This is a genomic window from Pseudomonas antarctica (assembly GCF_001647715.1).
In the GTDB taxonomy this organism is placed as follows: domain Bacteria; phylum Pseudomonadota; class Gammaproteobacteria; order Pseudomonadales; family Pseudomonadaceae; genus Aquipseudomonas; species Aquipseudomonas antarctica_A.
The window spans coordinates 1,139,431-1,151,469 of the sequence record NZ_CP015600.1 but is presented as its reverse complement, the minus strand read 5'-3'; the positions used below and the strand labels follow the sequence as shown (position 1 = coordinate 1,151,469).

Annotated in this window: 8 protein-coding genes; 7 read left to right on the top strand and 1 reads right to left on the bottom strand. The window is 59.2% G+C overall.

Annotated elements, in window-relative coordinates:
• Nucleotide 1: 1 nt before the first annotated feature.
• The 7 genes from A7J50_RS04975 to A7J50_RS04945 all read left to right on the top strand — a co-directional run bounded on the left by A7J50_RS04975 (nt 2) and on the right by A7J50_RS04945 (nt 8,406).
• Nucleotides 2-1,450, top strand: coding sequence for an alginate O-acetyltransferase (locus tag A7J50_RS04975; protein ID WP_064454856.1), 1,449 nt, complete (start codon nt 2-4; stop codon nt 1,448-1,450).
• Between the two features lie 8 nt (nt 1,451-1,458).
• Complete coding sequence (locus A7J50_RS04970; RefSeq protein WP_156526249.1) at nt 1,459-2,568, top strand: mannuronate-specific alginate lyase; 1,110 nt, start codon at nt 1,459-1,461, stop codon at nt 2,566-2,568.
• Between the two features lie 214 nt (nt 2,569-2,782).
• Nucleotides 2,783-4,315, top strand: coding sequence for an MBOAT family O-acyltransferase (locus A7J50_RS04965; RefSeq protein ID WP_064450792.1), 1,533 nt, complete (start codon nt 2,783-2,785; stop codon nt 4,313-4,315).
• Between the two features lie 11 nt (nt 4,316-4,326).
• Complete coding sequence (locus A7J50_RS04960; RefSeq protein WP_064450791.1) at nt 4,327-5,511, top strand: alginate O-acetyltransferase; 1,185 nt, start codon at nt 4,327-4,329, stop codon at nt 5,509-5,511.
• A gap of 16 nt (nt 5,512-5,527) precedes the next feature.
• Nucleotides 5,528-6,184 carry an alginate O-acetyltransferase AlgF gene (locus tag A7J50_RS04955; protein ID WP_064450790.1) on the top strand — a complete coding sequence of 219 codons (657 nt, stop codon included), beginning with the start codon at nt 5,528-5,530 and terminating at the stop codon, nt 6,182-6,184.
• Between the two features lie 173 nt (nt 6,185-6,357).
• The gene (locus A7J50_RS04950; protein WP_064450789.1) at nt 6,358-7,809 is read left to right on the top strand and encodes a mannose-1-phosphate guanylyltransferase/mannose-6-phosphate isomerase; all 1,452 of its coding nucleotides are present in this window, start codon (nt 6,358-6,360) and stop codon (nt 7,807-7,809) included.
• A gap of 321 nt (nt 7,810-8,130) precedes the next feature.
• Entirely contained in the window at nt 8,131-8,406 is a 276-nt protein-coding gene (locus A7J50_RS04945; protein WP_064450788.1) for a DUF3077 domain-containing protein, read from the top strand.
• 86 nt (nt 8,407-8,492) lie between these two features.
• Here A7J50_RS04945 and A7J50_RS04940 read toward each other — a convergent pair whose 3' ends face one another.
• Nucleotides 8,493-12,008, bottom strand: coding sequence for a hypothetical protein (locus A7J50_RS04940; RefSeq protein ID WP_237140887.1), 3,516 nt, complete (start codon nt 12,006-12,008; stop codon nt 8,493-8,495).
• Nucleotides 12,009-12,039 lie beyond the last annotated feature (31 nt).

Genomic DNA, 12,039 nt, shown 5'->3' with positions numbered 1-12,039 from the left:
TATGCACCCACACATGATCAAACTGCTGAGCCTCTCGGGTCTGACCCTCGGCCTGCTGGCGGCCAGCCAGGGCGTGCGCGCCGATGAAGTGAAAGCGCCTACGTTCAGCGCCGAGCCGTGCTGCAGCCTGTGCCCGGCCGCCCATGACGCGAAGAACTACACCACGCGCTACCAGCAGAACTTCACCACCCTGGTGCAAGCCCAGGGCGACTGGCTGTTCCGTACCCAGGAAGATTTGCGCACTGAATTCGACACCAGCCCCGCCGGCTACAAGCGCATGCAACAACTGCACGATGCGTTCAAGGCCAAAGGCGTGGAACTGGTGGTGGTCTACCAGCCGACCCGTGGCCTGGTGAACCGCAACAAGCTCAACCCCGCAGAGAAAGCCAGTTTCGATTTCGACAAAGCGCTGGGCAATTACAAAACCATGCTCGGGCGTTTTGCCAAGATGGGTTACGTGGTGCCGGACTTGTCGCCGCTTACCAACGAGCAACTGCCGGATGAGTTGCCCGCCCACGATTTCTACTTCCGTGGCGACCAACACTGGACCCCGTACGGTGCCCAGCGCACGGCGAAAATCGTCGGTGCCAAAGTGCGTGCAATGCCGGAGTTTGCCGGCATCCCCCAGCGTGAGTTCGAAACCAAGCGTTCCGGGCGCATGGGCAAGACCGGCACCCTGCACAACATGGCCGGGCAGCTGTGCGGCACCAGCTACGCGATCCAGTACATGGACCAATTCACCACCGAGCCCAAAGGCGAAGCGGGCGACGGCGACCTGTTCAGCGATGCCGGCAACCCGCAGATCACCCTGGTGGGCACCAGCCACAGCGGCAAGAACTACAACTTCGCCGGCTTCCTTGAACAGGAGATCGGTGCCGACATCCTCAACGTCGCCTTCCCCGGCGGTGGCCTGGAAGGGTCGATGATCCAGTACCTGGGCAGCGATGAATTCCAGAAAACCCCGCCGAAAATTCTGATCTGGGAATTCTCGCCACTGTATCGCCTCGACCAGGAGACCATCTACCGCCAGATGATGTCGCTGCTCGACAACGGCTGCGAAGGCAAGACCGCGCAGATGAGCGCCAGCACCACGTTGAAACCCGGCAAGAACGAATTAATGGTCAACAGTTCGAACAAAGACCTGCGCAACAGCAGCCATCAGGTCGACATCCGCTTCGCCGACCCGTCGGTGAAAACCCTGCAAGCCACCCTCTGGTACATGAACGGGCGCCACGAGGACATCAAGATCGACAAACCCGAAACATCCGATACAGACGGGCGTTTCGCCTTTGAACTGCGCACCGACGAAGACTGGGCCTCGCAAAACTTGCTGGCCGTGGAAGTGCAGGGCCCAGAAAAGGGCGCTGCCGCGCAGAAAGTCGAAGCGAAAATTTGCACACGCAACGTATTCCCCGCCGGTGGTCAACAGACCGCCTCAACCGGGCAATGAGGTTACCTATGCAGAAGTTATTGATCCCAACATTACTGGGCCTGGCGATGTTCGCCGGCTCCGTGAATGCCGCCGCGCCACTGCGTCCACCCCAGGGTTATTTCGCCCCGGTGGAAGCGTTCAAGACCGGCGATTTCAAGAATGACTGCGACGCCATGCCGGCGCCGTACACCGGCTCGCTGCAATTTCGCAGCAAGTACGAAGGTTCGGACAAAGCCCGTTCCACCCTGAATGTGCAATCCGAAAAAGCCTTTCGCGACAGCACCGCCGACATCACCAAGCTGGAAAAAGACACCAGCAAGCGCGTGATGCAATTCATGCGCGACGGTCGTCCGCAGCAGCTGGAATGCACCTTGAACTGGCTCACGAGCTGGGCCAAGGCGGATGCGTTGATGTCCAAGGACTTCAACCACACCGGCAAGTCCATGCGCAAATGGGCGCTGGGCAGCATGGCTTCGGCCTATGTACGCCTGAAGTTCTCCGACTCGCACCCGCTGGCCAACCACCAGCAAGAGTCGCAGTTGATCGAAGCCTGGTTCAGCAAAATGGCCGATCAGGTCGTCAGCGACTGGGACAACCTGCCGCTGGAAAAAACCAACAACCACTCCTACTGGGCGGCCTGGTCGGTGATGGCCACGTCCGTCGCTGTGAACCGCCGCGACCTGTTTGATTGGGCGGTGAAGGAATACAAGGTCGGCGCCAACCAGGTCGATGACCAGGGCTTCCTGCCGAATGAATTGAAGCGCCAGCAACGTGCCCTGTCGTACCACAACTACGCGCTGCCGCCGCTGTCGATGATCGCCAGCTTCGCCCTGGTCAACGGCGTGGACCTGCGCCAGGAAAACAACGGTGCATTGAAACGCCTGGGTGACAAGGTGCTCGCCGGGGTCAAAGACCCGGAAATCTTCGAGAAGCAGAACGGCAAAGAGCAGGACATGAAGGACCTCAAGGAGGACATGAAATTTGCCTGGCTTGAACCCTTCTGCACCCTCTACACCTGCGCCCCGGATGTGCTCGAGCGCAAGCATGGCATGCAGCCGTTCAAGACTTTCCGATTGGGCGGTGACCTGACCAAGGTCTACGACCCGACGCATGAAAAAGGCAACAAAGCTAACTGAAGAAACCGGCTCCAAATGTGGGAGCGGGCTTGCTCGCGAATGCAGTGTGTCAGTCGACACATCCGTTACTGAGCCACCGCATTCGCGAGCAAGCCCGCTCCCACACTGACCCGGTTCCTTCAGTGAGAGTGCAATACAACCTCCCCCGAAATCGTGGGGGGGGTTTGGGGGGGCCGTTGGCCCTTGACTGTTGGTTAAACATGGAGAGATCGGGATGGTTTTCTCGTCCAATGTGTTCCTGTTTCTGTTCTTGCCGATTTTCCTCGGCTTGTACTATTTGAGCGGGCAACGCTATCGCAACCTGCTGCTGCTGATTGCCAGCTATGTGTTCTACGCCTGGTGGCGAGTGGACTTCCTGGCGCTGTTCGCCGCCGTCACGCTGTGGAATTACTGGATCGGCCTCAAGGTCGGTGCGGCAGGCGTGCGCACCAAGCCGGCTCAACGCTGGCTACTGTTGGGCGTGGCGGTCGACCTGTGCATTCTCGGCTACTTCAAATACGCCAACTTCGGTGTCGACAGCATCAACGTGATGATGAAGTCGGCGGGCCTGGAGCCGTTCATTCTCACCCACGTGCTGTTGCCGATCGGGATCTCGTTCTACATCTTCGAGTCCATCAGCTACATCATCGACGTGTACCGCGGCGACACCCCGGCCACCCGCAACCTCATCGACTTTGCGGCGTTCGTAGCGATCTTCCCGCACTTGATTGCCGGCCCGGTGCTGCGCTTTCGCGACCTGGCCGACCAGTTCAACAACCGCACACACACCCTCGACAAGTTCTCCGAGGGCTGCACGCGGTTCATGCAGGGTTTCATCAAGAAAGTCTTCATCGCCGACACCCTGGCGGTGGTGGCCGACCATTGCTTCGCCCTGCAAAACCCCACCACCGGCGATGCCTGGCTCGGCGCGCTGGCCTACACCGCGCAGCTGTACTTCGACTTCTCCGGCTACAGCGACATGGCCATCGGCCTGGGCTTGATGATGGGTTTCCGCTTCATGGAAAACTTCAAACAGCCGTACATCAGCCAGTCGATCACCGAGTTCTGGCGCCGCTGGCACATCAGCCTGTCCACCTGGCTGCGCGATTACCTGTACATCACCCTGGGTGGCAACCGTAAAGGCACGCTGACCACCTACCGCAACCTGTTCCTGACCATGCTGCTCGGTGGCCTGTGGCACGGTGCGAACATCACCTACATCGCGTGGGGCGCCTGGCACGGCATGTGGCTGGCGATTGAAAAAGCCATCGGCCTCAACACCGCGCCGCGCAGTTTCAACGTGGTGCGCTGGGCCTTCACCTTCCTGCTGGTGGTGATGGGCTGGGTAATCTTCCGCTCGGAGAACCTGCACGTCGCCGGCCGTATGTACGGTGCGATGTTCAGCTTTGGCGAGTGGTCGCTGTCGGAACTCAACCGCGCCAACCTCACCGGCCTGCAAGTGGCAACCCTGGTAGTGGCCTACGCAACACTGGCGTTCTTTGGCCTGCGCGATTTCTACAGCAACCGCCCTGCCGAGAAAGCCAAGCCAGCCGACCCGAGCCTGATCAAGGCCGTGCCGGGCGACAACCCGGGCAGCATCCATCAGCCAGGTTTCACCGTCGGCCAGGACGCCGCCGTGCAACCGGCCTACTGGACCGCTGACTGGCCACGCTACGCCATGCGCGCCGCAGTGCTGCTGCTGTTCGTGGCGTCGATCCTGAAATTGTCGGCGCAGAGTTTCTCGCCGTTCCTTTACTTCCAATTCTGAGGGAGCCGACCATGACCCGTTCATTCCGCGTCCTCTATATCGCGCTGTTCCTGCTGGTGCTGCTGGCCCTGGGCGCCTGGTCGATGCGCAGTTTCTTCGGCTTCAGCACCAATCCCGACGCGACGGTGCTCAATGGTCGCTGGACCAAAGCCGTCGAAACGCATTACGACGACCAGTTCCCGATCAAGCGTATTGGCACCAACCTGTGGGCTGCGCTGGACTACAAGCTGTTCAACGAAGGCCGCCCTGGCGTGGTGCTGGGCCGCGATCACTGGTTGTACAGCGACGAGGAGTTCAACCCCGCCGTCAATGAAGACCAGAACCTGGAGGGCAACTACGCGCTGGTCGAAGGCGTACGCCAGAAGCTCAAAGCCCAAGGCATTCAATTGGTCATGGCGATTGTGCCGGCCAAGGTGCGCCTGTACCCGGAACACCTGGGTGACGTGAAACCGGCGAGCATCCACGCCAACCTGTACCAGGACTTCCACGCCCGCGTGGCTGCCGACAAGATTATCGCCCCGGACCTGCTAGGCCCGCTGCAACAGGCCAAGCTTGGCGGCAAGCAAGTGTTCCTGCGCACCGACACCCACTGGACGCCGGACGGCGCCGAAATCGCCGCCAAACAGCTGGCCAAGGTGATTAGCGAAAAGACGCCGCTCAGCGGTGAACGACAACGCTTTGTGACCGAGGCCGAGAAGACGGAGCCGCACAAAGGCGACCTGCGTCTGTTCCTGCCGCTGGACCCGTTGTTTGAAAACCTGATGCCGCCCAAGGAGCCGCTGCAAAAACGCGTGACGCACCTGGCTGAAAACCAAGGCGACGACGCGCTGTTCAGCAACAGCGAAACCCCAGTGGCACTGGTCGGCACCAGCTACAGCGCCAACCCCAACTGGAACTTCGTCGGCGCGCTCAAGCAAGCCTTGCACAGCGACGTCATCAACTACTCCGAAGACGGCCACGGCCCGATTCTGCCGATGCTCAGCTACCTGAAAAGCGACGACTTCAAGAACAGCCCGCCACAGGTGCTGATCTGGGAATTTCCTGAACGTTATCTGCCCGTCAACAACGAAATCGGTGACGCCGACCCGCAGTGGGTTGCGCAGCTTAAACAAGCCGGTTCGCGCCAACAAAACATGGCACTGAACACCCCAGTTAAACACCAAAAATCCGAGACGCCCGACCGGGCGCAAAACTGAAAGAGAGGTAACTCACATGACTTTCACTACTACTCCGCGTCGTCTCGCCAAGACCCTGGCTATTGCTGCCGGCTTGAGCTTCGTATCGATGTCCGCTTTCGCCGGGGGCGACGCCGCCCTCTACGGCCCAACCGCGCCAAAAGGCTCAAGCTTCGTGCGGGTCTACAACGCCAGTAACCAGGAAGTCAGCGCCACCGTCGGCGCCACCAACCTGAACGACGTTGCACCGCTGGCCAGCAGCGACTTCAGCTTCATGCCGGGCGGCGACTACAGCGCCAAGGTCGGCAGCCAGACCGTGCCGGTCAAACTCGCCGCCGACCACTACTACACCCTGGTTAACAGCGGCAGCGGCCAGCCACAACTGATCGAAGAACCGCCGTTCAAGAACAAGCAGAAATCCCTGGTACGCGTGCAGAACCTCAGCGACAAGGCCCTGACCCTGAAGACCGCCGACGGCAAGACCGACGTGGTCAAGTCGGTGGCCGCCAAAAGCCGTGGCGAGCGCGAAATCAACCCGGTGAAAGTCAGCCTGGCGCTGTATGACGGTGACAAAAAGGTCGGCGACGTGAAGCCGGTAGCCCTGGAGCGCGGTGAAGCGGCGGTGCTGTATGTGACCGGTTCCGGTTCGAGCATCTCGCCAGTCTGGGTAAAACGCCCGGTGTCGACCCGCTAATAATTTCCCTGTGGGTGCCGGGCTTGCCCGCGATGGCATCACCTCGGTGTCACTGACAGACCGAGTCGCCTGCATCGCAGGCAAGCCAGCTCCCACAGAGACCGAGACAAAAACAAGAGTGAAACGACAAACCTTCGTAGCTCTGACCCAAATCGATTCAAGGAGAAACATCCATGATCCCAGTAATCCTTTCCGGTGGTAGCGGCTCACGTCTTTGGCCGCTTTCCCGCAAACAGTTCCCTAAGCAATTCCTGGCCCTGACCGGCGAGCACACGCTGTTCCAGCAAACCCTGGAGCGCCTGGTGTTTGAAGGCATGGACTCCCCAATCGTGGTCTGCAACAAGGACCACCGCTTTATCGTCAACGAGCAACTGAGCACGCGTAAGCTCGAATGCCAGCGCATCCTGATGGAACCGTTCGGGCGCAACACCGCGCCGGCCGTGGCCCTGACCGCGATGATGCTGGTCAACGAAGGCCGCGACGAACTGATGCTGGTGCTGCCGGCCGACCACGTGATCGACGACCAGAAAGCCCTGCAACGTGCGCTGGCCCTGGCTACCGTGGCCGCCGAGCGTGGCGAGATGGTGCTGTTCGGCGTGCCGGCGACCCGTCCGGAAACCGGTTATGGCTACATCAAGTCCACCAACGATTCGCTGCTGCCCGAAGGCGTGAGCCGCGTGCAGCAGTTCGTGGAGAAACCCGATGAAAAACGTGCTGTTGAGTTCGTCAAAAGCGGCGGTTATTTCTGGAACAGCGGCATGTTCCTGTTCCGCGCCAGCCGCTTCCTTGAAGAGCTGAAAAAACATGATCCGGACATCTACGACACCTGCGTACTCACCCTGGAACGCAGCGAGCAGGATGCCGACACCGTAACGCTCGACGAAGCCACCTTCGCCTGCTGCCCGGACAATTCCATCGACTACGCCGTGATGGAAAAAACCCAGCGCGCCTGCGTGGTGCCGCTGAGTGCCGGCTGGAGCGACGTAGGTTGCTGGGCCTCGTTATGGGCGGTCAATGACAAAGACGTCAACGGCAACGTCAGCAAAGGCGACGTGGTCATCCAGGACAGCCGCAACTGCATGATCCATGGCAACGGCAAGCTGGTGTCGGTGATCGGCCTGGACAATATCGTGGTGGTGGAAACCAAGGACGCGATGATGATTGCCCACAAGGACAAGGTCCAGGGCGTCAAGCAGATGGTCTCGACCCTCAACGAACAGGGCCGCAGCGAAACCCAGAACCACTGCGAAGTCTATCGCCCGTGGGGCTCCTACGACTCGGTGGACATGGGCGGGCGTTTCCAGGTCAAGCACATCTCGGTCAAGCCGGGGGCTTGCCTGTCGCTGCAAATGCACCACCACCGCGCCGAACACTGGATCGTGGTCAGCGGCACGGCCGAAGTCACCTGTGACGAGAACGTGTTCCTGCTCTGCGAAAACCAGTCCACCTACATTCCCATCGCTTCGGTGCACCGCCTGCGCAACCCGGGCAAGATCCCGTTGGAGATCATCGAGGTGCAATCGGGCAGCTATTTGGGCGAAGACGATATCGAGCGGTTTGAAGATATCTACGGGCGCTCCACGCCGATTGAACGTGGTGTGTCGGTGAAAACTATCGCGCAGTAAAACGGTCGTAGAAGAAGCCCTCGCCCAGCCCATTGCGTCCCCTATCCGCAGTGGGCCGGGTGGGGGCTTTTTGTTTGGGCGTTGTGGTGCCTGTAAAGGCCTCATCGCAGGCAAGCCAGCTCCCACAGGGGAATGCATTCCAACGGATGTACCCGGTCAACTGTGGGAGCTGGCTTGCCTGCGATGGCGCCCGAAAGCACAACCGCCATCATTGACCCCTGCCCCCATCCTGCCTATCCTCGCGCCTGTCACGACGCATTCGTGATGAGGTTTGACGGCCTCGGAAACTCATAGGATCCCGTTTTCATCAGGAGATCCATCATGTCCAAACAAACCACCCGCCCCACCCCGTTCGGCCCTAGCGAGCGCAGTGAAGAACCGTTGTTTTGCGTACAACCCGGCATTCCCATCGAACATGCACTGGAACATGCCAGTTATGTTTTGGGCACTGCGCGCGTGCTCACCCTGGCGGCTCAAGACTTATGCACAGAACACCAGAGCTACCTGAATTGGGCCAGCCTGCAATTGGCCGAAACCGGCTTGGCTTTGGTTGAGGCTTCCATCGAAGGCTTGCAGGCGGATTCTTCTGCGCAGTAAGCAAGTCATCGTGAGCAAGCCCCCCTCCCGCGGTTGGCCGTATCTCAAAGGCGGTACGCGGTTAAATGCGGGAGGGGCCGTAGAGGCTACGCGGTGAATGGCGTTTGACCGTGGGTAATGATTCGACTCACCTGCTCACCCTCGACTCTGTACTTCAAGGGCAGGGCAAATTTCGTCTCCACATAAAAAATATGCGGGTTATCGGTTTTCATGACCGTCAGCCCCGAGGTATTGACCTCGTAGTAATGCGTCATCTTGTCCAATTGGTTGCCATGTCGACGGCGCCCAAAAATAGTCGTGGAGATCTCTTTGGTTGCCGCATCATCAGGCGCCAGATCCGTGAAGTAATGCCTGGCTCGCCCACCCGGTAACGGCTTGCCATCCACGTTAAGCACCGAGGACTGCAGATGCCAATCGCTGTTGATTGCGGCATGAGACTTTGCCCCGGTGTAATGGTAGAAACGGTTCTCGCCTGTGACGGGCGGATCCATCAGCGCCTTTTCACCAGGGAAAGCTTCAGGCACCTTGGGTCGTTTAAAGGCCGGCTGACTGCCGGATACCCCCACGCCTGCAGATGAACCAGAGCTGCCTTGCCCGGCAGGACGTTTTTGCGGCTGAGGCCTGATCCCACTCATGCGTTGCAGTGTTTCGGGCTTGACGCCTCCCAGCATGCTGTTCAGTCGCCATTCGCCGGTGCCCGTTGGCTGCAGGAACATCACCGTTTTCTGGGTGACAGGATCAATAACCCGAACCTGGCCGCCCGCAACTTTATAGTTCCGGCTGATTTCAAATACTCGGCTGGTGGCCGTGCCATCGGTGAAACGAACATAGTGCTGATCACCGACTTGGTAAGTGCCATCCCCTTTTATATTACGGCCCTCAAGCAGGCTATCAGGCAGTGAGTGAGCACTGTAGTCGGGCAGCTGGCGACCGGTGCCGGCGATGTCGGATACCGCGTTCGATACCTTCCCAGAGACGCCAACACTGACAGACTGCTCCTGCAATAGTTGCTTCAGCTCCCTGTAACTACTTTTCAACACGGTCTTCCCGCCCCTTGCCAGTCCCACTGCCAGGTCTCCCAGACCATCGGTGGGGTTCAGGCCACTGGCAACTGAGCGCAAAACACCATCGGACACCTTGAACGCCCGTGTTCCGAGCTTTTCACCCAACTTGCCCAACGCCTTGCTCGCCTGCCCCAGCCCTTTGCCGAATGGAAGGATGAAGCCAAAGATATCCAGCGCAAAGTCCTTGATGGCCGCGCCGGTATTGCCCTTGACTGCGTTTTCGATGGCATTTTTGAACGGAATCAGTCCGGTCACAAAATCATGCCCGGCCTGGATGCCGGCCTCTTCCTTTTCCACCTCGGTCACGTCTTTGGCGCCTGCCTTTATGGCATCGCGATCATGTAACAGGTGGTCGGCGATCACCTTGGCGATCGTGTTGAACCGAGCATTCACGGAAACCGTGGAACTGGCGTCCTGCCCTTGCCTGGGCTCAGGCAAATAAGGTGCGTTGAGCTGCTGAGTCAGCAGGCCCGTCGAAACCTTGCCGGCCTGTGACGGGGTGCCGTTTTCATAGGCCTCATAATCGACCGGAACACTGACCCCTTTAGCCTGAGTCGTGGCGTAGGTTTGAGCGTTGGCCACTCGTGGAGGCGGGTTAGGCAGATACCGGGGCAGGTCGTCGCGACGGCGGATGACGCCTTGCAAGGGGAACACTTCGTAGTACACATGGCGCAGGTTTTTATCGTCCCGGTCACTGCCGTTTTTGTCGATTTTGGTCAGCACCCGCATCAACAATCCGTAACGCGCCTTGGCCGCTTGTGCCTGCTCCGGGGTCTGCGCCCCCTCAGCCTGCGCAACACCGGCTTTGCGTAGAGAAAAAAACTCGACCTTACCCGACGCAATGGTGTGTTTGTCTTGCGCAGACAGCTGCAATAGTTGGTGTCTGGAGGTGGTTGTCACACCCTCCTTCAAGTTGTTGAAGTAGCTATCGAACTGGCTGTCGAATGTCTGGTTAACATCAGGAAGCGGCTTGACCCGGGGGAAACGGTTACCTAATTGAAAATCGTACCGCTCCCCTCTTGGGATACGGTCCATCTTTCCAGACATGTAGATATCCAGTAACGAGTGGTGCTGGCTTTCGCTGGCATCGATGTTGGCAATGCTGATATTACGCACATCAAATGGGTGATCGGCGCCGTAGGCAGCCTTCAGGTTTTCAAGTGCGATGTTCTTGCGGACAGGCATGGCAGCGCTTATCTGCTCCTGGGCTTTTTTCAGTGAGGAGAGCTCCTCATTGAAAGCGTCGCGTAACCCGGCCACGTCTTCCGACGTATAGGCTTCATCGTCCTTTCCTGCAATTTTGTCCTGGGCAACGCCCCACTGAATCAACGCATTGGACTGAGCCTTGGCCTCGACAACCACCTCGGCCTCCGAGACTGGACTGTGGTTGGCCAGCCCCATGAACGTTTGAAAATCGGTGTATGTCGCGATGCCCGGCGCCCAAAACTCTTGCGCCTGCACAACCGCCGACAGCTTGGCAAAAGCCGCCGACTTGACCACCAGGTTGCTGGGCATATCTTCGGCAATGAAGGCAGGGTCAGCGCCTGCAAGCAACAAGCGCGCGGCGGCCGATGCCAGCTCGGCAGGTACCTTGCCCTGGTCCACCAGATGTTTCTCCAGGCGCGAGACCACCACCGAAGGATGGACGTCCCGATTGGCTGGCTGGTAAAGGTCATACCCGGCCACGACGCCACGCTTGCTGCCGGCCTGTGGATCCAGCGCCAGCACCATTGCCGCCAACGCCCAATTTGCATCTCTGCTGGTCAGTGACGCGTCACTGTTGAAGGCCGTTTCCAGCGCTTGGCCCAAGTGTCTGATCTGAGCACTGCCCAGCATACTTTCAAGCATCTGCGCGGCGCTCATGCCTTGAAGCGAAGCCCCATGCGTCTCATAAAAAGCAGCGAAGATACCTTTGCCAGGCGATAGCTTGGCCATTTCGGCGGCCGCCATTTCGCTTAACCGGGTGCGCTGGCCGCTGTCCAATGTGGCGGGCTGGGATAACAGCCCCCAGTAATTGCCGTGCTCAACCGGCTCAGGCAACGGCTCCTTGCACACGGCGATGAGGTTGGCCAGTTGCCCGAGGTCCTTGGGGACCAGCAATTGATTTTCCCGCAGGAACCACGCCAGCGGCACATCCTCGCCCGGCGCGATTTTATAGGCGCGCCCAAAGGTTGAAACGTAATGAGCGGAAAACGTCTTCGCTTCGAGCAACGCTGCAACATCCAGACTCGGATCCTCGGCGATGGCCGCCTGAATCTCTTCCAACGCCACCGTCAGGCAATAATTGTTATGAATGTTCCCTGCCAATTCTTGGCGCTGACTGAGCGTCAGCGCCGAAGGCTTAGAGGTGTCGCGGGCCGGAGGGTTTTCCAATGGGGCTCTGCGCAACCGAGGCAACGTGGGCGTTTGGGGAGCCGAAGGCGCTTGTGACGTTTCATAGCCCACCGCCGCCGCAGGTGGTTCAACCGGCAATGAAGAGGGTGGCGTTATAGCCAAAAGCGGTTGCAGATTGCCTGGACTGAGGGGGAGGTTAATCATCGACTCTTTCTCACATAAAAGGACTGGAAAT

Excerpts from the sequence above, each read along its gene's own strand:
- A7J50_RS04975 (WP_064454856.1), top strand. The coding sequence starts at position 2 with ATGCACCCACACATGATCAAACTGCTGAGCCTCTCGGGTCTGACCCTC.
- A7J50_RS04970 (WP_156526249.1), top strand. The coding sequence starts at position 1,459 with ATGCAGAAGTTATTGATCCCAACATTACTGGGCCTGGCGATGTTCGCC.
- A7J50_RS04965 (WP_064450792.1), top strand. The coding sequence starts at position 2,783 with ATGGTTTTCTCGTCCAATGTGTTCCTGTTTCTGTTCTTGCCGATTTTC.
- A7J50_RS04960 (WP_064450791.1), top strand. The coding sequence starts at position 4,327 with ATGACCCGTTCATTCCGCGTCCTCTATATCGCGCTGTTCCTGCTGGTG.
- A7J50_RS04955 (WP_064450790.1), top strand. The coding sequence starts at position 5,528 with ATGACTTTCACTACTACTCCGCGTCGTCTCGCCAAGACCCTGGCTATT.
- A7J50_RS04950 (WP_064450789.1), top strand. The coding sequence starts at position 6,358 with ATGATCCCAGTAATCCTTTCCGGTGGTAGCGGCTCACGTCTTTGGCCG.
- A7J50_RS04945 (WP_064450788.1), top strand. The coding sequence starts at position 8,131 with ATGTCCAAACAAACCACCCGCCCCACCCCGTTCGGCCCTAGCGAGCGC.
- A7J50_RS04940 (WP_237140887.1), bottom strand. The coding sequence starts at position 12,008 with ATGATTAACCTCCCCCTCAGTCCAGGCAATCTGCAACCGCTTTTGGCT.